The following is a 20,519-nucleotide window of genomic DNA, read 5'->3' on the forward strand; positions in this document are numbered from 1 at the left end:
CGCCCGCTCAGCCGAACAGGATCGTCGAGAGGCGACGGCGGGTGGCCGCGACCCACGGGTCTTCAAGGCCTACGACCTCGAAGATCTGGAGCAGCTTGGAGCGCGCGGCGCCTTCGTTCCAGGCGCGGTCGGCCTGGACCATCGCCAGCAGCGTATCGGCGGCGGTGTCGCGCTCCCCTGCGGCAAAAGCGGCGTTGGCGAAGGCGAGCTGCGCGTCCATGTCCGCGGGGCGCTCGGCAGCAGCGGCACGCAGGGCGGAGAGTTCGCTGTCCTCGGGCTTGTCGGCGGCGAGTTCCAGCGCAGCGCGGGCGCGTTCGATGTGAGCGTCGGCCAGCATCTCGGGCGTCAGGCCTTCGAGCAGTTGGCGGGCCTCGTCGATCCGTCCGGCAGTGACGAGCGCGCGGATGAACCCGGCGGCGGCCTCGGCGTTATCGGGCGCGACCTCGAGGATCTGCATGAACATCGCGGCGGCGCGCTCGGCATCGCCTGCGGCCAGCGTTTCTTCGCCCATCGCGAGCAGCGGGGCCAGATCGGGCGCCGGTTCCTCGCCCAGTGCACCGGGCTGGACCGGAAGCTGCGAAAGCAACTGGTCGAGCACCTGGCGCAGCTGCGTCTCGCTGCGCGCATTGGTCAGGTCTGCCACCGGCTGGCCCTGGAACATCGCATAGACCGTCGGGATCGAGCGGACCTGGAACTGCGAGGCGATGAATTGCTCCTCGTCCACATTCACCTTGGCGAGGATCACGCCCTTTTCGGCATATTCGGCAGCGATCTTTTCCAGCGTGGGGGTCAGCGCCTTGCACGGGCCGCACCATTCTGCCCAGAAATCGAGGATGACCAGCTTGGTCATCGACGGTTCGGCCACGTCCTTGCGGAATCGCTCGACGGCCTTCTGTTCCTCGATGTTCAGACCCATGCTGGCCACGCGTAATCTCCATTCGTCGCAAATATGTTTTGCAGGTGGCGGCCTAGATCGCCCTTCGGAGGCGATTTGTGAAGGGGCAAACCCCGTAGCGTCCAGCCTTTTGCCGAGGCTTTGCCATCGCTGCTGAAGTTTTTGAACTTTTTCGCTTGCCGAGTCAGACGGCCCCTGTTAGTGGCCCGCCTCACCCGAGAGGACAGGCCATCTGGCCGGTTCTTTCAAACGCCAGAGCGGGCGTAGCTCAGGGGTAGAGCACAACCTTGCCAAGGTTGGGGTCGAGGGTTCGAATCCCTTCGCCCGCTCCAGTTTTCCTAGAGAAATCAGGCGTTTCGCGTTCCTGCATGGTTCGCGTTCCGGGTTTACCTGTGAGGCCTTTTCGGCCTGCACCAGCGCCAGAGCGGGCGTAGCTCAGGGGTAGAGCACAACCTTGCCAAGGTTGGGGTCGAGGGTTCGAATCCCTTCGCCCGCTCCAGTCTTCCTATAGACCAGTTTCAGCGTTTCCTCGATCGTCGGGGCAGTAGGGCGTTGCGCATCGCGAAGCTCGAACTGATGCGGGTGACGCCCGGCAGGCGCGAGAGCACTTCGCCGTGGATCGCCTCGTAGGCGGCGGCGCTTTCGGTGCGTACGCGCAGCCAGTAATCGACATCGCCTGCCATCAGGAAGCATTCCTTGATTTCCGGGCACTGGCGCACGGCAGCCTCGAAGCGTGACAGGAAATCCTCGCTCTGGCGCTCCAGCGTGACCTGCACCAGCACGTCGACGCCGTTCGCCTCGTCGCCAATGCCTGTCAGCGCGGTGTAGCCCGCGATCACGCCGCTGTCCTCCAGCAGGCGGATGCGGCGATGGCAGGCGGAGGGCGAGAGGCCAACCTCGGCGGCGATCTCCGAATTGGGGCGCCGGGCGTTCAGCCGCAGCAGGCGCAGGATCGCGCGGTCGGTGGAATCGAGCGGTGCGGGCATTCATTCTCCAGACTTGCGAAGATCGTGCGAAAAATCGTGATATGCGCAATGATCTTCGACAGACAGGCATAACATTCAAGTCGATATTCGATAGAGTGGCGGCGAAGGAGTTTTTCCCTTGGCTTCCACCCCGTCCGATATTCCGCCAGAATTTGCAGGTGCCACGCTGCGTATCGACCTCGATGCGCTGGCCGCCAACTATCGCCTGATCCGCGATTGTGCCGCCCCGGCGCGCGCTGCCGCCGTCATCAAGGCGCGCGGCTATGGTCTGGGCGCGGAACTGGTCGGCGCGACGCTCTATGCCGAGGGATGCCGCGATTTCTTCGTCGCCATGCCGGGAGAGGCAGTACCGGTGCTCGCCGCGTTGCCCGCCGCCGCGCGCGTTTTCGTGCTCAACGGCCTGCTTCCGGGCGCGGAAGAGGCTTGCGCGGCGCTGGGGGCTATTCCGGTGCTCAACTCGCTCGACCAGATCGCGCGCTGGTCTGCCTGTGCGAAGGCGCGGGGCGAGATGCTGCCCGCCGCCGTGCAGGTGGACAGCGGCATGTCGCGCCTCGGCCTCTCGCCTGAGGAACTGGCGATCCTGATGGCCGAGCCGGAGCGCTTGGGCGGCATCGACCTGCTGCTGGTCATGAGCCATCTTGCCTGCGCCGACACGCCCGAGGCCGAGGCGAACACCGCGCAGGCGACGCGCTTTGCCGCCATGGCCGAAGCGTTTCCCGGTGTGCCCCGCGCGCTCGACAACAGCGCGGGCAGCTTCCTGCCGCGCGGGCACTTCGATCTCGTCCGCCCCGGCATCGCGCTTTACGGCGGCGCGCCTTACGAGGGTGAGAACCCGATGCGTGCGGTCGTCTCGCTGGAGGCGCGGCTGGTGCAGACCCGCAAGGTGCCTGCGGGCACTGGCGTCGGTTATGGCCTGACCCATGTGACCACCCGCGAGACCACGGTGGCGACGATCCCGGTGGGCTATGCCGATGGCTGGCCGCGGCATCTCTCCGGCGTCGGTGCGGTCTATCTCGGCGGGCACCGCGCACCGATCCTGGGCCGTGTCTCGATGGACAGCATGACCGTGGACGTCACCGATGTGCCCGAAGTGCATATCTATCCCGGCGCGCCGGTCGAACTGATCGGGCCGCACCAGAGCCTCGATCAGGTGGCCGGCGACGCGGGCACCATCTCCTACGAAATCCTCACCCAGCTCGGCCCCCGCTATCACCGCGAGATCGTTCCGGTGCAGGCCCCCGCCCAAGCCCCCGAACGGAGCGACGCAGCATGAAGGTCATCATCCTTGGCAGCGGCGTGATCGGCGTCACGTCCGCCTGGTATCTCGCGCAGGCGGGGCACGAGGTGACCGTCATCGACCGGCAGGAAGGCCCGGCGCTCGAAACCAGTTTCGCCAATGCGGGCGAGATTTCGCCGGGGTACTCCACCCCGTGGGCCGCGCCCGGCATTCCGCTGAAGGCGATGAAGTGGCTGACCATGCGCCACGCCCCGTTGGTGCTGCGCCCGCAGCCGGACATGGCGATGGTACGCTGGATCGCGGCGATGCTGCGCAACTGCAACGCGCGCGACTATGCGATCAACAAGCGCCGCATGGTGCGCGTGGCCGAGTTCAGCCGCGACCGTCTGGTCGAACTGCGCGGCGCAACCGGCATTGCCTATGACGAGCGTAGCCAGGGCACGCTGCAACTGCTGCGCGAGGCGAAGCAGATGGACGGCATCGCCAAGGACGTCGACGTGCTGCGCGCCGATGGCGTGCCGTTCGAAGTGCTCGACCGCGCGGGCTGCATCGCCGCCGAGCCGGGCCTTGCCGCCTCGCAGGCGCCCATCGCCGGTGGCCTGCGCCTGCCGCACGACGAGACCGGGGACTGCTTCAAGTTCACCAATGCGCTGGCCGAGCGCTGCGCCGCGCTCGGCGTCGAGTTCCTCAACGGCACCACGATTACGCGATTGATCGAGGAGGGCGGACGCATCGCCGGGGTGGAGACGAGCGCAGGCGTGCTGCGCGCCGACAGTTACCTCGTCGCCATGGGCAGCTTCTCGCCGATGCTGGTCAGGCCGCTGGGCCTCAAGTTGCCGATCTATCCGGTGAAGGGCTATTCGCTCACCGTGCCGATCACCGACGAGGCGCGCGCGCCGGTCTCCACCCTGCTCGACGAAAGCTACAAGGTGGCGATCACCCGGCTGGGGAACCGCATCCGCATCGGCGGCATGGCCGAGCTTTCGGGCTACGAGCGCACTTTGCCGCCCGCCCGCCGCGAAACGCTGGAGATGTCCGCCGGATCGCTGTTCCCCGGCGCGGGCGACTTCTCGAAGGCCACGTTCTGGTGCGGCCTGCGTCCGATGACGCCCGACAGCGTGCCGGTGATCGGCGCCACGAAGATCGACAACCTCTTCCTCAACTGCGGCCACGGCACGCTGGGCTGGACGATGGCCTGCGGCTCGGGCCACGTCATCGCCGACCTCATGAGCGGCCGCCGCGCTGCCATCGAAACCGCCGATCTTTCGATCGACCGCTACTGATTTTGCGCAAGGACTGAATACATGACCACCATCACCCGCATCGACGAAGGCGCCCGCATGAGCGAGGCCGTCGTCCACAACGGCACCGTCTACCTCTCCGGGCAGGTCGGCGAGATCGGCGATTCGGTTGCCGACCAGACCCGCACCGCGCTCGCCGAGATCGAGATGCTCCTTAGCAAGGCAGGCAGCAGCAAGGCCAACATGCTCGCCGCGCAGATCTGGCTGGCCGACATGGCCGACTTCGAGGCGATGAACGCCGTCTGGGACGCCTGGGTCGCCGACGTCCCCCGCCCGACCCGCGCCACCGGTGAATCCAAGCTCGCCGATCCGGGCTATCTCGTGGAAGTGATCGTCACCGCTGCCGTGGCGTGATCTGGGGTTCGGGTTGAAGGGGTAGTTTAGGGCAGGGGGCCATTGCCCCCTGCACCCCCGGTACGTCTCCCGGCGATGGGGTGGGGCTTGAGGCTGGCTTTGCAAATGTGGGCTATGCGGTAAATGTCCCATTGCGGAAATTCCAAGTCCGTGTTCCATTGGCTGCATGGTTGGAAATCCTGACTACAATTCGCTGATGCACGAAGTCTGCGTGGACCGAGGTTGGTGCGGTGGGATTGTTGACAATAGACCTTCGCATGTGGACGATTTTATTCCAAAAACCGGGCCTGTCAGCGCCGAGCAGTTCGTCGACTGGTTATTTTTGGCCGATGGCGTCGATCCATCGTCGGAACCTGCCAAGTGGCAAAAACATAAGATCGGTCTGCGAGAGGCGTTCGTTCGTCACATGGGCGCGGACGTAGTCGACGCCTCAAAATTAAAATCGGACTTCGCCTAACCACCCTTCTTCGTCATTCCCGCGAAGGCGGGAATCCAGTGGCAACATTGGCGGTGAAGGATGCCTTTGCGCCTTCCGCTTATATTTTTGGAACGGTGCAATCTCGCCGCAGATCTCGGTTTCTAAGCGTGGGGCTGAACTGGATTCCCGCCTTCGCGGGAATGACGAAGGTTAGGATGAAGGCAGTAAGCTCGCCCGGCCTCGCCCCCTCAATCCCCCGCGACGGTCATTCCATCCACGCGCAGCGTCGGCACGTTGACGGCGCGGAACCATTCGAGGTCGTTCGCGGCGGTCAGCGCGCCGTACATCGCCACCAGATTGCCCGCGACGGTGAACTCGGCAACGGGGCCGGCGATCTCGCCGCCCACGATGCGGAAGCCCGAGGCGCCGCGGCTGTAGTCGCCCGTCACCGCGTTCACGCCCTGTCCGATCAGCTCGGTGACATAGACGCCATCGGCGATGTCCGCGATCAGTTCGGCAGGCGAGAGCGCGCCGGGGCCATATGGACGTTGCCGGTCGAGACGCCGGGGGCACCGGCACCGCCACGCGCGGCATGGCCGGTGGGTTCGAGGCCGAGCTGGCGCGCGGCGGCACTGTCGAGCAGCCAGCCGGTGAGGCGCCCGTCGGCCACGATTGCGCCGCCCGTCGTGGGCAGGCCCTCGCCATCGAACGGACGCGAGCGCAGACCGCGCGCGACATGCGGATCGTCGAGGATCGTCAGGCCCGGTGCGAACAGCTGGTCCTCCAGCCGCTCCAGCAGGAAGCTGGCGCGGCGCGTGATCGCGCTGCCCGAAATGGCGCCGATCAGCGGGGCGAGCAGCGTGCCGCCGACGCGCGGATCGAACACCACCGGCATCGCGCCGCTGCGCAACTTCGCAGGGTTGAGGCGGGCGACCGCCCGTTCGCCGCCGCGCGTGCCGATTTCGGCAGGGGACGGCAGGTCCGCAAGGTGGTGCACCTGTCGCCAGTCGCCGTCGCGCTGCTTGGCATTGCCCTCGCCCGCAACGACCGAGGCGCTGACGCCCCGGCTGGTCGAGGCATAGGCGCCCGAAAAGCCGTGGCTGGTTGCCAGCGCGAACACGCCACCGCCCGAAGAGGCCGAGGCGCCGTCCGAATTGGTGACGCCTGTCACCGCGCGCGCCGCGTCCTCGGCCTCTTCGGCCATGGCGCGAAGCTGCTCGGGCGAGGGTTCCTGCGTGTCGATCAGGTCCAGCTCGGGCCAGTCGCCGTGGCTCAGGCGATCGCGCGGAGCGAGCCCGGCATAGGCGTCTTCGGGCGCGGCGCGGGCCATGTCGAGCGCGCGCGCGGCCAGTTCGTCGAGTGCGGCGACCGACAAGTCGGACGAGCCGATACTGGCCGAGCGCTTGCCCACGAAGACCCGCAGGCCGATGTGCTCGCCTTCGGAGCGCTCCACGTCCTCCAGCTTGCCCAGCCGCACCGAGATGCCTTCGGACGCGCTGGCGCTGTAGACCGCATCGGCGGCATCGGCGCCGGCGCGGCGCGCGCGCTCGACAAGGTCTGCGGCCCGCTCGTGGGCGTCCTGGGTGCTCAGCATGGCGTGTCCTGTGTCCTCAATCGCTTGAGGACGGCCCTAGCGGTGAGACGGGCGGAGGGCAAATCGGGTGGTGCTTTCAATCCTCACCATGCACGAAACCTGCCAGTTTCCATCGGCCTACGAAAATGCCCGCTTGCGGCACACCCCCGTGCTGCGGTAACTCGCGCGGATGGACGCCGATAACGATCTGCACGCCCAGCCCGCAGCCGAACAGGCCGCCGAACAGCAGGCCGCTGCTGCTCTGGTCGCCGAAAAGGGCGGGCTTGAGGTCATTTCCATCGCCAAGAGCTATGACAAGCGGACCGTGCTGTCCGATATCTCGCTCTCCGTCGCGAAGGGCGAAGTGCTGGGCCTGCTCGGCCCGAACGGTGCGGGCAAGACCACCTGCTTCTATTCGATCATGGGTCTGGTACGCCCGGATTCGGGCCGCATCCTGATGGACGGCGTCGATGTGACGCGCCTGCCGATGTACCGCCGCGCGGTGCTGGGGCTGGGTTATCTGCCGCAGGAAACCTCGATCTTTCGCGGGCTGACGGTGGAGCAGAACATCGCCGCCGTGCTCGAACTGAACGAGCCGGATCGCAGCGTGCGCGAAGCCGAGCTGGAGCGCCTGCTCGACGAATTCGGCCTCACCCGCCTGCGCGCCAGCCCGGCGATGGCACTGTCCGGCGGTGAGCGCCGCCGTGCCGAAATCGCCCGCGCACTGGCCGCCAAGCCGTCGATCATGCTGCTCGACGAGCCGTTCGCAGGCATCGATCCGCTCTCGATCTCGGACATTCGCGAACTGGTGCGCGATCTCAAGAATCGCGGCATCGGCGTGCTGATCACCGACCATAACGTGCGCGAGACGCTGGATATCGTCGACCGTGCCTGCATCATCTACGGCGGGCAGGTGCTGTTCGCGGGCAGCCCGCAGGCGCTGGTGGCGGACGAGGCGGTGCGCAGGCTCTATCTCGGCGAGAGCTTCACGCTGTGATCCATTCGGGGGCTTTCCATCCGGCGCAGGCGTGGGGGCGCCACCTGTCGAAGAGCCTGCCCCCGACGGGACACTGATCCGTGGCTCTCGGGCCACGCCTCGACCTGCGGCAGAGCCAGTCGCTGGTGATGACGCCGCAGCTCCAGCAGGCGATCAAGCTGCTGGCGCTGTCCAACCTCGAAATCGAGGCGTTCGTCGGCGAATCGCTCGATGGCAATCCGCTGCTCGATACCGGGGTGGCGGAAGCGCCGGCGCCTGTCGAATCCATCGAAAGCATGCCGGACGAGGCGCGGCGGACTGCGCTGGAAACCTCCGGTGTCGACCAACTGATCGGTGAGGGGCGCGGCGGCGATGACCGCCCGCTCGATATCGACGCACGCGCTCTCGATACCGAGCGCGATACGGGCGATGGCGCGGCGGAATCCGCGTTCAGTGGCGGCGATGCGCTGTGGGGCGCTGGTGGCGGTAGCCTTTCGGGCGAGGATGGCCCCGGTATCGACGAGCGCCCCGGTGCCGATGAGACGCTGACTGAGCACCTGACCGCGCAAGTCGGCGCCGTCGCGCTGGATATGCGCATGGCGGCGATCATGCATTACCTGATCGGCCAGCTCGACGAGGCGGGCTATCTGCCCGCGCGCGTCTCGGAACTGGCGGCGGACCTCGCGCTGGACGAGCGGGAAGTGGAAGCGGCGCTGACGCTGGTGCAGACGCTCGATCCGACCGGGGTGGGCGCGCGTTCGCTCGGCGAATGCATTGCCCTTCAGGCGCGCGAGGCGGATCGCTACGATCCGGCGATGGCGCGGCTGATCGACAATCTCGATCTGCTGGCGCGCGGCGAAATCCCGCGCCTCAAGCGCATGTGCGGCGTGGACGACGAGGATTTCGCGGACATGCTGGCCGAACTGCGCGGCTACGATCCCAAGCCCGGCCTGCGCTTCGGCGGCGAACCGAGCCTGCCGGTGACGCCCGATGTGCTGGTGACACCGGCTCCGGCGGTAGAGGCAGAGGGGGCGCCATCGCCGGAGCCGTCCTCCGGCTGGACCGTCGCGATCAACCCGGCAACACTGCCGCGCCTGATCGTCAACCGGGGCTATTATGTGGAGCTGCGCGGCACGTGCGGCGACAAGGCCTCGCGCGCGTGGCTTTCGGAAAAGCTGGCCGATGCCAACTGGCTGATCAAGGCGCTTGACCAGCGCCAGCGCACGATCCTGAAAGTGGCGAGCGAACTGGTGAAGCAGCAGCAGGGCTTCTTCCAGCGCGGCGTGGCGCACCTCAAGCCGCTGACCCTGCGGGCGGTGGCCGAGGCCATCGGCATGCACGAATCGACCGTCAGCCGTGTCACCTCGAACAAGTACCTGCAATGCCCGCGCGGTACGTTCGAGCTGAAGTACTTCTTTACCTCGGGGGTGGGCGCTTCGGCGGATGGCGAGGGCGGGGCTTCGGCGGAGGCGGTGAAGGCGGCGATCCGCCAGCTGATCGATGCGGAGGACCCCAAAGCGATCCTCTCCGACGATACGCTGGTCGATCTGCTCAAGGACAAGGGCTTCCAGCTTGCCCGGCGCACGGTGGCGAAGTATCGCGAGGCGATCGGCCTTGGCAGTTCGGTCCAGAGGCGCCGCCAGAAGGCGATCGCGGGGAAGTAGAGGCGTATCAATCCGTCATCCCGGCGCAGGCCGGGATCGCTATCGATGTCGTACCAGGCTCATGACGATCCCAGCCTGCCCGCAGGGCAGTTTATCCTGAGCGCCAGCGAAGGGCTTGGATGACGGGGTCAGGTCATGACGGGTTTGGCTTACACCAGCCCCAGCTTCGCCAGTTCGCTGACCATCCTTGCAGGCATGGCATCGCCCGCCACTTCGCCCGCGCCGAGATCGGCGGGGGCGTCTTCCTCGGACAGGTAGCGCCAGCCCTGATGCGCGCGCTTGGGCTTGGTCTGGACGGCGATCAGTTCGGGCGAGAGGTGGATGTGCCAGCGCCCGTCCTCGCGCTGGGTGAAGCGGCGGATCGGCGAGCGACCGATCAGGGCATGCTCGAAGATCCAGTAGAGCGAGCCGCCGATCATCTCCTCATGCCGCTTGGGCAGATAGCGCGTGGTCATCAGCGCCTCGCCCAACGGGGCGTGCGCCTCCAGCCATTCGCGAAGGTCCGCAGGGCTGGTGGCGGAAAAGGCGATCTTGGTCATGTTGAGCGGCATGACCTCCAGATAGGGAGGCTACCCCGATCAGGCCAGTCCCGTCAGCACCGCCAGCCCGAGGAACGAGAAGAAGCCCATGCAGTCGGTCGCAGTGGTCACGAACACCGCCGAGGATACCGCCGGATCGACGCGGAAACGGTCGAGCAGGACGGGGACGAGAATGCCCGCGAGACCGGCGACCAGATTGTTGATGACCATCGCCGAGCCGATCACCGCGCCCAGCAGCGGATTGCCGAAGATCAGCCAGGTTCCGGTGCCGATCAGCAGGCCCAGCGTGGTGCCGTTGGCGATGGCAATACGAAACTCGCGCAGGATCATGCGAACGGTGTTGGAATCGGTCAGCTGGTTGGTGGCGATCGCGCGCACCGCCACGGCCAGCGTCTGCGTGCCCGCGTTGCCGCCCATGCCCGAAACGATCGGCATCAGCACCGCCAGCAGCGCGAAATGCGCGATCGCGCCCTGGAACCCGCCGACCACCGACGAGGCGAGCATCGCCGTGGCGAGATTGACGACCAGCCACGTCAGACGCGCGCGCACGGTCAGCAGGATCGGCTCGTTGATGTCGCCATCACCGGCGCCGGACAGCAGCAGGGCGTCCTCGCCCGCTTCTTCCTGAATGATGTGGACGATGTCGTCGACCGTGACCTGACCGATCAGGCGCCCCGCCTCGTCCACCACGGCGGCGGAGATCAGCGCGTACTTCTGGAAGCGCAGCGCGACTTCCTCCTGGTCCATGCCGACCGGGATCAGCGTCTGGTCGCGGGCCATGACATCGTAGAGCGGAATGTTGCGCGGCGTGCGCAAAATCCACGAGAGCGAGCAGGTGCCGACGGGCCGGTGCATCGGATCGACGATGAACACTTCCCAGAACTCGGTCGGCAGTTCGCGGTGGTCGCGCAGGAAATCGATCAGCCCGCCGACCGTCATCGTTTCGTGGACGGCCACGAAATCGCGGCTCATCAGGCGCCCTGCGGATTCCTCCGGATAGGCAAGCGCGGATTCGATCGCGGCGCGGTCTTCCGGCTCCATCTCGGCAAGGACGGCCTGCTGGTCCTCCTCGTCGAGATCCTCCAGCATGGCGACGGCATCGTCGGTATCGAGTTCACCGGCGATCTCGGCGACGACATCGGCGGGCAGCGCCTCGACGATGGTCTCGCGCACCCAGTCGTTCAGTTCGGCGATGACCTCGGCGCCCATGAGGTCGCTGATCGCGCGACCCAGCGGCGCACGCTCGCCCTCGTCGACCAGCTCGAAAAGGTCGGCGATGTCGGCGGGGTGGAGCGGTTCGACAAGGTCGTAGACGCGGCCGAAGTCATCCTCGGCCAGAGCCTCCTTCACCGCCCGCACGAACTCGGGCTTGAGGCGGTTGTCCTTGTCCAGACTCTCGCTCTCGGCCGCCGTCTCGGGCGCGGTCGCCACGTCTTCGGTCAGGTCGGTTTCGAGGTCGGTATCGCTCATGGAAGCCGGTCTAGGCCGGTCCTTCGCAATTGCAACCGCCAGAGCTGGTCCATCACCAATTTGCCCGCCCGACAATTCGGCGTAAACTGGCCAATTGGGCGTAAACCGGGCGGCGTTTGCCTGCATGGGCGTGACATTGGCGCAGGGCGCCTTATATCGGCGGTCAGTTTTGAAAGAAGCCCCCGGTGCCGGGGCCGGACCTGTAATCGCGGGTCCGCAATGGAGATACCCGAATGGCAGACGAATACCTGACCTTCACGCTCGACACCGGCAACGGCGATGGCGGCGACGTCAAGATCAAGCTCCGTCCCGACCTCGCGCCCGGTCACGTCGCGCGCATCAAGGAGCTGGTGGGCGAAGGCTTCTACGACGGCATCAAGTTCCACCGCGTGATCCCCGGCTTCATGGCACAGGGCGGCTGCCCCAACGGCACCGGCATGGGCGGTTCGGACAAGCCCGACCTGCAGGCCGAGTTCAATGACGAGCCTCACGTACGCGGCGTGTGCTCGATGGCGCGCACCAGCTACCCGCACTCGGCCAACAGCCAGTTCTTCATCTGCTTCGACGATGCCCGCTTCCTCGACAAGCAGTACACCGTCTGGGGCCAGGTCGTCGAAGGCATGGACCAGGTCGACGCGCTGCCCAAGGGCGAGCCGCCGCGCGAGCCGGGCAAGATCGTCAAGGCAGTTGTCAGCGAAGGCTGACAAGCGTCAGGCGTCAGCGAAGCCTGATGGTTCCTGCAACAGGATACAGGAAAAGGCGGTCCCGATTGGGGCCGCCTTTTTTGTTAGCCGGCATGTTTTACTAGCCGGCATGTTTTATTAGTCGGCATGGGCGAATTCGGCGTCTGCCGCGCGGTTGCCATCCTAAGCTCTCGATGATTCCTTGCAGCCCTTTGGAATGGAAGAGGGGCGGTCTCGCGAAGCGCCGTCAGGCGCATTCTCAAACGGTCTGTCGGGTGGCCGCATAAGGGGCGCCGAAAAGCGCATCGTACGCTGCCAGCAGCTTCGGGCGTTCCTTGTCCCAGCCAAGGTGCTGGTGAACCCGTTCATATCCAAAGCGGCCCATCGCTGCGGCCTTTGCCGGATCGTCGAGAACTTCGGCGATCTTGCGAGCGAAGTCGATCGGGTCGTTGGCGAGCGCGTAAAGCGATGCATCCTGTGCCGAAAAGCGGCCTTCCTTGACGTCGAACTGCACAATGGGCTTACCCAGCGCCATATATTCCATGATCTTGTTCATGGTGCTGAGGTCGTTCATCGGATCGACGCGATCCGGATTGACGCAAATATCGGCGGTGTTGAGCATGTCCATCAGCACATCGTCGGGCGCTCGCCCGGTGAAGGTGAAGAGGTCCGCCACGCCTTTTTCGCGCGCGTAAGTCTTGATGAACTCCAACTCCGGCCCGCCACCGACGATGCCGTAGTGAATGTCTTCCCGGCCCTGCGCGCGCAGCCATGCGGCGGAGTCGACCAGAAGATCGAGCCCTTCCTGGCGACCGATTACGCCGACATAGCCCACGAGGTGGCGTTTGCCCTGCTTGAGTTCCGGCCTGGCGGGGCCGGGCTTGATCTTGGAAAGCTCTGGCCCCGAGCGAACCACGAAGACATCTTCGGGCTTCATGTGGCCGCGCCGCACGGCGATGGCCTTGTAGCTTTCATTCGTGGCGATCGAGACCTTGGCTAGTGCAAAGGTCAGGCGTTCGGCCCAGACCATCGCCTTGTACTGCAATCCGCGCGTGCCGAATTTGGTTTCGAACAGTTCCGGGCACAGGTCGTGGTGGTCGAACAGGAAGCGCTTGCCGAACGGGCGGAACAGCGCCGCGACAAGAAAGATGAGGTCTGGCGGATTGCAGGCGTGGATCACGTGGAATCCGCGTGTGAAGGCGATCCGCAGTGCAAGCCTCAACTCCGCGAACAGTGCCGAGCCATACTCTGCGATATATCCCATGAGGCCGTTGCCTTCCGTCGGCAGGGTGTGCCGATAGATATGGATTTCCTCGATAACCTCGTGGGTGGCGTCGTAGCCCTTGCCGGTCGGGCAGATGATCGACACCTGATAGCCGGCATCGCGCAGCGTGCGGGCTTCCATCCATACGCGGCGGTCGAATGGAACAGGCAGGTTCTCGACGATGATCAGAACCTTGCGGAGTGTCTGACGGGGCATGGCTGTCAATCCTCGACGGCATGGGGGGATGTGGCGACGGGAGGCACGGCAGCGCCTCTGCGTTCGCCGACGATCCGGGCAGGGGTGCCCACGGCGATGGCCATGGGCGGAATGTCGCGGTTCACCAGAGTGCCGGCGCCGATCACGGCGCCATCGCCGATGGTAACGCCGGGCAGCACGATGGCGCGGGTGCCGAGCCAGACATCGCGGCCGATGATAATGTCGGCCTCGTCCATCGCCTGCCGGGAGACCGGGCTGCCGTCATGAAAGCGGTAGCTGGAAGCAGTGATCATGACCTCGGGACCGAGCAATACGTCATCGCCCAGCAAGATGCGTGCGCGGGTGTTTCCGGCCCAGATGTGGCAGCGCGAACCGATGGCGACGCGTTCGCCCAGAACGACGCGCTCGGCATGCGAAAAGACGGCGTCCGGGCTGATCGCGCAGCCTTCGCCGCGGCGCACGCTTCGCAGTGGCTGAACGTGTGAGTAGTTGTAGTAATTGACGATCTTGAACAGATGCGCCCAGGCACGGGGGTCAAGAGTCGAAGCCAGCAATCGCAGGAAGCGCTGGCCGCGCGACAGCTTTCGCTTGGATGTGAGGTCGGGGCTGGAAGAGGGGATCATACCGAAGTCCAGCCTGTTGTCGCGGTCGGCATCAGCGGCGCAACAGCTTCTTGAAGACCGGTTTGCCCATCAGGAACACCTGTTCGCGAATGTCGCGCATGGGGCCGAGTACAAGCCGATCGAGCATTAGCTGCGCGGCATTCACGGAACGTGCCTTCACGTCGGCGCGCAACGTGAAGTCATCGAGAATGGTTGCGGCAGGCAGGCGCCGCCCCTTGATGCGATTGGTCACATTCTCGCCGTGGACGACCTGCAGCCACATCGGCGGGCTTTCGACTTGCGTGAGGTTCCACTTGGTTGCCAGTTCATGATGCTGGGCGGACCAGATGGTCTTGATCGGCGCGGCGCCGTTTTCGATCAGGCTGGTAAAGGGATTGCTGCGATCGGTGGCCGTGAACAGGCGACCGTCGCGCATGGCGACACCATGTGGAAAGTTGAGCACGGTGCCGGGGGCATGTTCGTGCGCGGCGGCCTGTATCCGCCTCACGAAATCGCGTGCGATACCGTCGTCGTTATCGAGGCGGGTGGTCAGGACGATGTCCTCTTCCGTACCAACCATGGCGCTGACATCTCTTGCCGCGATGCCCTCGCGGGAGACGCCCACGAAGCGAGGGGAAAAGGGCATGACTTCCTGCGCGCGGGCGATGCGGTCGCGGAATTCCTGCGGCGTATTCTCATCGAAATAGATCAGCCAGTCGAACTGCCGGTCCGTCTGATCGGCAACGCTGGGCAGGCAGTAGCGCTCGAAGAGTTCGAAGCGGCGTGCCAGCCAGCCCGGCGAATTGCGGATAGCGCTTTCCCGGCCGGGGCTGGCGATGTTGAAGCGGGTCAGAATGATATGGCGCATCGTCTCAGTTCCCCTGAAGGCGGGCGATGGCCTGCCGTGCATGCTCGGCTCCCCTGGCATACCCGTGCCACCACAGCCCCGGAGAGCGCACGAGCGGCCAGTTCACATGCCCCATGCGGGCAAAGCGCGAGTTGCGATTGCGTACGAGCTTTCCTGCGATCACCCGCTCGATGGCGGCAATCCAAACCAGCGCGCCGCCCGCTGCAGCGCCCAGCGGTCCCCAGTGCTTGCGCATGTAATGCATCTGGCCGATCGCGCGGTAGACCGTGCGCCCACGCGACATTTCACCCGTCGTGCCGGTCTTGTGGATCACTGCTGCCTGGGGCGCGAAAAGGATGGTGTAGCCAGCGCGGCCCAGACGGTGGAACAGATCGATTTCCTCGCTGTAGAGGAAGAAACTCTCGTCGAACCCGGCCATTGCCCGATAGGCTTCGGCACGGATCATGAAGAACGCGCCGGTGACGGCGTCTACCGCGCTGGTGCGGTCCAGTGGGCGATCGCGCTGCTGGATCCTGCCTTCCACCCCGGCCGTAGCGAGAAGCAGATGGCTGAAGGCGGGAAGGCGAATGTAATTGTGGATTTCGGGGCGCCCCTCCGGGTTCTTGATCATGCCCCCGAACACGGCAGCCTCCGGGTGCCGGCGCTCCTCTTCAAGGAGCACGGCCACTGCACCCTCATCAAGAATGGCATCGGGATTAACCAGCAGCAACAGGTCGGCGCGGGCTTGCGCGGCCAGGCGGTTGTTGCCCGGACCGAAGCCGATGTTGCCTTCGCTCGGCACGATGCGAACATCGGGATATTCTCGGGCCACACGATGCTCGGTGCCGTCATCGCCATTGTCGATGAACAGGACTTCGCCGCCCACTGAAGTGGCTTCGCGCAGGGCCGCTGTCAGGCATTCGTCGAGAATGCTGCCGGCGTTGTAGGCCACGATCAGCAGGCTCACGGTCGGCTTTGCAGTGGTTGCGGGATTACCATCGATCACTCCAGGCACGCTCTCAGGCTCCGGCGAACATGGCAAGGTTGCGGGGCAGGTCGGGGTAGAGAATCCGGTTCGCCAGCAGCGTCCAGCGACGCGTCAGCGCGCCACGCTTCGGCAGGGAAACGAACGCCTCGATCAGCGCACGGCCTTGCTCATCGATAGTGCCATCCAGTTGCGCAAGGACAGCGGCGGCCTGTCGTCTGCGCCAGGTCATGCCTGCGCGCACACGATCCAGCTTTCCGGAAGACCCGGCGTATTTCATCATGCTGACTGGCTTCTGATCCGATGAATTGGCGCCGTGAAGGCGATAGGACATTGTCGTATCGTCCAGAACGGAGACCTTTCCGGCAAAGGCGGCAAGGAGCAGCAGATACCAGTCATGCCCGGTCACTTCGTCCACGGGAACGGGCATGGCCAGTCGATGCAGAGCCCGGTTGATGCCCGATGCGCAGCCGAGCATCGGCGGGCAGACCAGCGCGCGCGCAGGAGGGTCTCCGGCACCGGGATGCATCTTCTTGTAGGCCCAGTAGCTGGCCCTTTGGGACCGCCATTGCCATCGATCAGCCGAACGTCGGAGAAAACGTAGTGGGGTGTTCCCGATCCGAACTGCGCATTGCCGCTTTCGAGCATGGCCAGCGTGCGTTCGACCTTGTCATGGTCCCAGACATCGTCCGCATCGGCAAACAGGACATAATCGGCATCCGCCCGTTCGAGGAGGAAGCTGAAATTCGCTTTTGCCGATCCACTGGGGGATGCACGCCGGATCAGCTCGAACCGGTCAAACCGGTCTGCATAGCTTTCGACAATATCGGCCGAGCCGTCGTTTGAACAATCGTCGCTCACCAGCAGGCGGAAGTCGCGCCGTGTCTGGGCGGCGAGCGAATCCATCAACGCAGGCAGATAGCGCGCGTTCTGATATGTGGCGAGGAGGATGTCGACGGTTGGCACGCGCGGACTTTCGGTTCTCAGGCCTTGGCCTGCTGGAGCGGTTTCCACCAGTCTTCGCGCTCAAGATACCACTTGAGCGTGCTGGACAGGCCGCCTTCGAAATCGTGGACGGGCACATAGCCGAGTTCGGCCTTGGCCTTGGTCTCGTCGATGGCATAGCGCCGATCGTGGCCCTTGCGATCTTCGACGAAGGTCTTGAGATCGCTGGTGGGGCGTCCCTTGGCGGGGAGGGCATCGGGAAAGCGCTCCGCCAGCGAGGGATCCGCGGCAAAGGCCTTGTCGACCTGGGCGCAGATCTCGTCGATCACGGCAAGGTTGGGAAGCTCTTCGCCGCCGCCGATGTTGTACGTTTCGCCGGGGACGCCGTTGTTCAGGCAGGCCTCGATACCGCGGCAGTGATCCTCGACGTGCAGCCAGTCACGCACGTTCATGCCATCGCCGTAGATCGGCAGCGGCTTGCCCGAAAGCGCGTTGAGCAGGAACAGCGGGATGAGCTTTTCCGGGTACTGGTATGGCCCGTAGTTGTTCGAGCAGTTGGTGGTCGTCACCTCCAGCCCGTACGTGTGGTGGTAGGCGCGCGCCAGATGGTCCGAAGAGGCCTTGGAGGCCGAGTAGGGTGAATTCGGCGCATAGGGCGTCGTTTCCGAGAACGCAGGGTCTTGCGGCCCGAGCGAGCCGAACACTTCGTCGGTCGAGATGTGGTGGAAGCGGTGCGGAACGCCGCTGCCCGAAAGCCAGACTTCGCGCGCAGCCTTCAGCAGGCTGTTGGTGCCAAGAATGTTGGTTTCGATGAAGGCATCCGGTCCGGAGATCGAGCGGTCGACATGGCTTTCCGCAGCGAAATGAACCAGCGTCGAAATTTCATGCTCGCGCAGCAGCGTCTTCACGAGTTGCGTATCGAGGATATCTCCGACCACAAGCTGCGCGCGCGGGACGCCGGCGATAGTCGATTCGTTGCCGGCATAGGTCAGGCTGTCCAGAACGATGACCTGGCTTTCGGGGTGCTTCGCGCTCCAGTAGTGTACGAAGTTGCCGCCAATGAAGCCGGCACCTCCCGTTACGAGCAGATTAGACAAGTCCCTGTTCCTTCTTGAGCATGGTTCTGAGGTGGGTGCGCCAGTGGACCGCAGGCGCTTCGAGAAGCGCACGCGTCGCCGATGTGTCCAGAAGCGAGAAGGCAGGGCGGACTGCCGGGGTCGGATATTGTGCCGTTGCGATCGGATTGATCGTCACCGGTCGATCCAGCAAGCCGATGGCGAGGGCTTCCTCGTGGATCGCCACGGCGAAATCGTACCAGCTGGCCACCCCTGCATCGCTGTGGTGGTACACCCCTCGCGCCTCGCGCGCGGCAAGCCCCCATAATACGGATGCTAGGCCCGGCGCCCATGTCGGCGTGCCGATCTGGTCTGCAACGACGCCGAGCGTGTCGCGCTCGCGCATCAGGCGCAGCATGGTACGCACAAAGTTCGCGCCGCCGGCGGAGTAGACCCAGCTGGTCCGCACGATCAGCGCGTCCGTCCCGGCAGCGTCTTCACCATCGGCCTTGGTCTTTCCGTAGACCGACAGTGGATTGCGTGCGTCTTCGGGACGATAGGCGCGTGCGGAACTGCCGTCGAACACGAAGTCGGTGGAAACGTGAACCAGTCGGCCGCTCCCCGCTTTCATTGCGCGGGCCATTGCTGCGACCGCATCGACATTGACCGCACGCGCCGTGGCTTCGTCGTTTTCCGCCTTGTCCACGGCCGTATAGGCTGCGGCATTGAGCAGCAGGTCAGGGGCCTCGCGGGACACGCGCTCGTAGACGGCGGCGGCATCCGTCAGATCAAGCGATGTGCGGTCGAGCGCCACGGCGTCGCAGCCGTCGGGCAGTGATGCCAGCAGTGCCTTGCCCAGCTGTCCGTTGCAGCCGGTGATGAGGGCCTTCATGCAAAGGCCTCGACCGCGTCGAGCGTGACGCCGAGCAAGTCCTTGCCGGACAGTTGCGGTGTCATGCCGTCCAGCGGCCATGCGATGTCCACGGCGGGGTCGTTCCAGAGCAGGCAGTGCTCACTTTGCGGCGCGTAGGGCGCGGTGCATTTGTAGAGGAAGTTCGTGTTGTCTTCCAAGGTCAGAAAGCCGTGCGCGAAACCCTCGGGCACCCAGAACATGCGCTTGTTCGCAGCACTTAGCTCCACGCCCATCCATTGTCCGAACGTGGGCGACGACTTGCGCAGATCAACGGCAACGTCATAGACGGCACCGGTTGCCACGCGCACCAGTTTACCTTGCGGCGCCGGGTTCTGGAAATGCAGGCCCCGCAGCACCCCTTTCTGCGAACAGCTATGGTTGTCCTGTACGAACGTGAGGTCGAGCCCGATTTCGCGGAACTTCGCCTCGCTCCAGGTTTCCATGAAGAAGCCTCGGTCGTCGCCGAACACTCTGGGTTCAAGGATCAGAGTGCCGGGCAGCTTGCCCTCGATCACGTTCATGGACGCTCACCATTCTGCAGCAACTGTATCAGGTATTCCCCATAGCCTGACTTGCGGAGCGGCGCGGCGAGCGATTCCAGCGCGGCATCGTCGATGAAGCCCTGTCGCCAGGCGATCTCTTCCGGGCAGCAGACCTTCAGGCCTTGTCGTTCTTCGGTGACGCGGACGTAGGTTCCGGCGTCGAGCAGCGAATTGTGCGTGCCGGTATCGAGCCAGGCATAGCCGCGCCCCATTATCTCGACGTTCAGTGCACCGTCTTCCAGATAGCGCATGTTGAGATCGGTGATCTCGTATTCGCCGCGCGGGGAAGGCTGGAGATCCCGCGCGCGATCGACTGCCGTCTCATCGTAGAAATACAGTCCGGTGACGGCATAGTTGGAGTTTGGCTTTTCCGGCTTTTCGACCAGTTCGACAGCGCGTCCTTCGCTGTCGAAGGAGACCACGCCATAGGCCTGCGGGTTGTTGACGCGATAGGCGAATACGCTGGCACCCTGCTGCTGGGCGTCTGCATTCTTCAGCAGGATCGGCAGGCCGTGGCCGTAGAAGATGTTGTCGCCTAGAACGAGAGCGCTTTTCGAACCGGCAAGAAAGTCCGCGCCGATGTGATAGGCTTGGGCCAGCCCGTCCGGTGACGGCTGCACGGCATAGCTGATCGACATGCCCCACGCCGTACCGTCGCCAAGCAGGTTGGCGAACGCGGCCTGATCCTGAGGGGTGGTTATGATCAGCACTTCCCGGATACCCGCCATCATCAGTGTCGCAAGCGGATAGTAGATCATCGGCTTGTCGTAGACCGGCATCAGTTGCTTGGATGCACCGCGGGTGAGCGGGTAGAGGCGTGTGCCCGATCCACCTGCCAGGATAATGCCCTTACGATTGGTCATAGGTTCTCGCTAAAGTATTGGCGGGGCAGAAGAGTGTGATGGCTACAGCATTGCAGCGCACAAATCCGGGTGTTTCATCAGGGTCACTTTCGGCCAGAATACGGTTGAAGATCATGTCTCATCCGAGTCTTTGGTATTGGTGACCCGCGTCAGTAAAATACGTATTTACGCGAAGTGTCTACGGGCGGGCG

The 20,519-nt window shown here is 64.8% G+C and carries 21 protein-coding genes, 2 tRNA genes and 1 pseudogene; 9 read left to right on the plus strand and 15 right to left on the minus strand.

Features of this window, described 5'->3' with window-relative positions:
* Window positions 1-7 precede the first annotated feature (7 nt).
* Entirely contained in the window at window positions 8-916 is a 909-nt protein-coding gene (locus CI805_RS04955; protein WP_260927819.1) for a tetratricopeptide repeat protein, read from the minus strand.
* 236 nt (window positions 917-1,152) lie between these two features.
* Here CI805_RS04955 and CI805_RS04960 point away from each other — a divergent pair.
* Window positions 1,153-1,227 (plus strand) — tRNA-Gly (locus CI805_RS04960).
* A gap of 92 nt (window positions 1,228-1,319) precedes the next feature.
* A tRNA-Gly gene (locus CI805_RS04965) sits at window positions 1,320-1,394 on the plus strand.
* Window positions 1,395-1,413: 19 nt separating this feature from the next.
* Here CI805_RS04965 and CI805_RS04970 read toward each other — a convergent pair.
* Window positions 1,414-1,881 (minus strand): Lrp/AsnC family transcriptional regulator, encoded by a 468-nt coding sequence (locus CI805_RS04970; RefSeq protein WP_260926792.1) that lies wholly within the window; start codon window positions 1,879-1,881, stop codon window positions 1,414-1,416.
* A gap of 118 nt (window positions 1,882-1,999) precedes the next feature.
* On the opposite strand from CI805_RS04970, the gene alr reads away from it, so the two are divergent.
* The 4 genes from alr (at window position 2,000) to CI805_RS04990 (ending at window position 5,230) form a co-directional block, all read left to right on the plus strand.
* On the plus strand, window positions 2,000-3,154 hold the full coding sequence (gene alr, locus CI805_RS04975; protein WP_260926794.1) for an alanine racemase: 1,155 nt from the start codon (window positions 2,000-2,002) through the stop codon (window positions 3,152-3,154).
* Entirely contained in the window at window positions 3,151-4,401 is a 1,251-nt protein-coding gene (locus tag CI805_RS04980; protein ID WP_260926796.1) for a D-amino acid dehydrogenase, read from the plus strand. Before alr ends, CI805_RS04980 begins: the two co-directional genes overlap by 4 nt.
* 21 nt (window positions 4,402-4,422) lie before the next feature.
* Complete coding sequence (locus tag CI805_RS04985; protein WP_260926798.1) at window positions 4,423-4,773, plus strand: RidA family protein; 351 nt, start codon at window positions 4,423-4,425, stop codon at window positions 4,771-4,773.
* Between the two features lie 166 nt (window positions 4,774-4,939).
* Window positions 4,940-5,230: a hypothetical protein gene (locus CI805_RS04990; protein WP_260926800.1), complete on the plus strand. Its 291-nt coding sequence runs from the start codon at window positions 4,940-4,942 to the stop codon at window positions 5,228-5,230.
* Window positions 5,231-5,439: 209 nt separating this feature from the next.
* Here the strand turns inward: CI805_RS04990 and CI805_RS04995 are convergent.
* Window positions 5,440-6,785, minus strand: a pseudogene (locus tag CI805_RS04995) (TldD/PmbA family protein).
* 169 nt (window positions 6,786-6,954) lie between these two features.
* On the opposite strand from CI805_RS04995, the gene lptB reads away from it, so the two are divergent.
* Window positions 6,955-7,761 (plus strand): LPS export ABC transporter ATP-binding protein, encoded by an 807-nt coding sequence (gene lptB, locus CI805_RS05000; RefSeq protein ID WP_260926802.1) that lies wholly within the window; start codon window positions 6,955-6,957, stop codon window positions 7,759-7,761.
* Window positions 7,762-7,841: 80 nt separating this feature from the next.
* Window positions 7,842-9,404: an RNA polymerase factor sigma-54 gene (gene rpoN, locus CI805_RS05005; RefSeq protein WP_260926804.1), complete on the plus strand. Its 1,563-nt coding sequence runs from the start codon at window positions 7,842-7,844 to the stop codon at window positions 9,402-9,404.
* 149 nt (window positions 9,405-9,553) lie between these two features.
* Here the strand turns inward: rpoN and CI805_RS05010 are convergent, their stop codons facing one another.
* Window positions 9,554-9,955: a DUF1489 family protein gene (locus tag CI805_RS05010; protein ID WP_260926806.1), complete on the minus strand. Its 402-nt coding sequence runs from the start codon at window positions 9,953-9,955 to the stop codon at window positions 9,554-9,556.
* 27 nt (window positions 9,956-9,982) lie between these two features.
* Window positions 9,983-11,413 (minus strand): magnesium transporter, encoded by a 1,431-nt coding sequence (gene mgtE / locus CI805_RS05015; protein ID WP_260926808.1) that lies wholly within the window; start codon window positions 11,411-11,413, stop codon window positions 9,983-9,985.
* A gap of 233 nt (window positions 11,414-11,646) precedes the next feature.
* Here mgtE and CI805_RS05020 point away from each other — a divergent pair, with 233 nt between their 5' ends.
* A complete protein-coding gene (locus CI805_RS05020; RefSeq protein WP_260926810.1) occupies window positions 11,647-12,117 on the plus strand; it encodes a peptidylprolyl isomerase in 471 nt (156 codons plus the stop codon).
* 238 nt (window positions 12,118-12,355) lie between these two features.
* Here the strand turns inward: CI805_RS05020 and CI805_RS05025 are convergent, their stop codons facing one another.
* From CI805_RS05025 to rfbA, 10 genes are read right to left on the minus strand one after another with little or no spacing between them, the layout of a single operon-like run.
* On the minus strand, window positions 12,356-13,576 hold the full coding sequence (locus tag CI805_RS05025) for a glycosyltransferase family 4 protein (protein ID WP_260926813.1): 1,221 nt from the start codon (window positions 13,574-13,576) through the stop codon (window positions 12,356-12,358).
* Window positions 13,577-13,581: 5 nt separating this feature from the next.
* Complete coding sequence (locus tag CI805_RS05030) at window positions 13,582-14,199, minus strand: acyltransferase (protein WP_260926815.1); 618 nt, start codon at window positions 14,197-14,199, stop codon at window positions 13,582-13,584.
* A gap of 31 nt (window positions 14,200-14,230) precedes the next feature.
* Window positions 14,231-15,046 carry a putative rhamnosyl transferase gene (locus CI805_RS05035; RefSeq protein ID WP_260926817.1) on the minus strand — a complete coding sequence of 272 codons (816 nt, stop codon included), beginning with the start codon at window positions 15,044-15,046 and terminating at the stop codon, window positions 14,231-14,233.
* 4 nt (window positions 15,047-15,050) lie between these two features.
* Window positions 15,051-16,031, minus strand: coding sequence for a glycosyltransferase family 2 protein (locus CI805_RS05040; RefSeq protein ID WP_260926818.1), 981 nt, complete (start codon window positions 16,029-16,031; stop codon window positions 15,051-15,053).
* Window positions 16,032-16,044: 13 nt separating this feature from the next.
* Entirely contained in the window at window positions 16,045-16,428 is a 384-nt protein-coding gene (locus tag CI805_RS05045; RefSeq protein WP_260926821.1) for a hypothetical protein, read from the minus strand.
* Complete coding sequence (locus tag CI805_RS05050) at window positions 16,416-16,976, minus strand: glycosyltransferase (RefSeq protein WP_260926823.1); 561 nt, start codon at window positions 16,974-16,976, stop codon at window positions 16,416-16,418. The genes CI805_RS05045 and CI805_RS05050 overlap by 13 nt, the downstream gene beginning before the upstream one ends.
* Window positions 16,977-16,993: 17 nt before the next feature.
* The gene (rfbB, locus tag CI805_RS05055; RefSeq protein WP_260926825.1) at window positions 16,994-18,052 is read right to left on the minus strand and encodes a dTDP-glucose 4,6-dehydratase; all 1,059 of its coding nucleotides are present in this window, start codon (window positions 18,050-18,052) and stop codon (window positions 16,994-16,996) included.
* Window positions 18,045-18,902, minus strand: coding sequence for a dTDP-4-dehydrorhamnose reductase (gene rfbD / locus CI805_RS05060; protein WP_260926826.1), 858 nt, complete (start codon window positions 18,900-18,902; stop codon window positions 18,045-18,047). Before rfbD ends, rfbB begins: the two co-directional genes overlap by 8 nt.
* Complete coding sequence (gene rfbC / locus CI805_RS05065; protein WP_260926828.1) at window positions 18,899-19,444, minus strand: dTDP-4-dehydrorhamnose 3,5-epimerase; 546 nt, start codon at window positions 19,442-19,444, stop codon at window positions 18,899-18,901. Before rfbC ends, rfbD begins: the two co-directional genes overlap by 4 nt.
* Window positions 19,441-20,328, minus strand: coding sequence for a glucose-1-phosphate thymidylyltransferase RfbA (rfbA, locus tag CI805_RS05070; protein WP_260926830.1), 888 nt, complete (start codon window positions 20,326-20,328; stop codon window positions 19,441-19,443). Before rfbA ends, rfbC begins: the two co-directional genes overlap by 4 nt.
* Between the last annotated feature and the right edge of the window lie 191 nt (window positions 20,329-20,519).

It is taken from the genome of Novosphingobium sp. 9 (assembly GCF_025340265.1).
Lineage (GTDB): Bacteria > Pseudomonadota > Alphaproteobacteria > Sphingomonadales > Sphingomonadaceae > Novosphingobium.

Coding starts and splice junctions, on each gene's coding strand:
- CI805_RS05030 (WP_260926815.1), bottom strand. CDS start 14,199: ATGATCCCCTCTTCCAGCCCCGACCTCACATCCAAGCGAAAGCTGTCG.
- CI805_RS05010 (WP_260926806.1), bottom strand. CDS start 9,955: ATGCCGCTCAACATGACCAAGATCGCCTTTTCCGCCACCAGCCCTGCG.
- CI805_RS04990 (WP_260926800.1), top strand. CDS start 4,940: ATGGTTGGAAATCCTGACTACAATTCGCTGATGCACGAAGTCTGCGTG.
- CI805_RS05035 (WP_260926817.1), bottom strand. CDS start 15,046: ATGCGCCATATCATTCTGACCCGCTTCAACATCGCCAGCCCCGGCCGG.
- CI805_RS05025 (WP_260926813.1), bottom strand. CDS start 13,576: ATGCCCCGTCAGACACTCCGCAAGGTTCTGATCATCGTCGAGAACCTG.
- rfbD (WP_260926826.1), bottom strand. CDS start 18,902: ATGAAGGCCCTCATCACCGGCTGCAACGGACAGCTGGGCAAGGCACTG.
- CI805_RS04955 (WP_260927819.1), bottom strand. CDS start 916: ATGGGTCTGAACATCGAGGAACAGAAGGCCGTCGAGCGATTCCGCAAG.
- CI805_RS04985 (WP_260926798.1), top strand. CDS start 4,423: ATGACCACCATCACCCGCATCGACGAAGGCGCCCGCATGAGCGAGGCC.
- rfbC (WP_260926828.1), bottom strand. CDS start 19,444: ATGAACGTGATCGAGGGCAAGCTGCCCGGCACTCTGATCCTTGAACCC.
- mgtE (WP_260926808.1), bottom strand. CDS start 11,413: ATGAGCGATACCGACCTCGAAACCGACCTGACCGAAGACGTGGCGACC.
- CI805_RS05020 (WP_260926810.1), top strand. CDS start 11,647: ATGGCAGACGAATACCTGACCTTCACGCTCGACACCGGCAACGGCGAT.
- CI805_RS04970 (WP_260926792.1), bottom strand. CDS start 1,881: ATGCCCGCACCGCTCGATTCCACCGACCGCGCGATCCTGCGCCTGCTG.
- rfbA (WP_260926830.1), bottom strand. CDS start 20,328: ATGACCAATCGTAAGGGCATTATCCTGGCAGGTGGATCGGGCACACGC.
- lptB (WP_260926802.1), top strand. CDS start 6,955: ATGGACGCCGATAACGATCTGCACGCCCAGCCCGCAGCCGAACAGGCC.
- CI805_RS04980 (WP_260926796.1), top strand. CDS start 3,151: ATGAAGGTCATCATCCTTGGCAGCGGCGTGATCGGCGTCACGTCCGCC.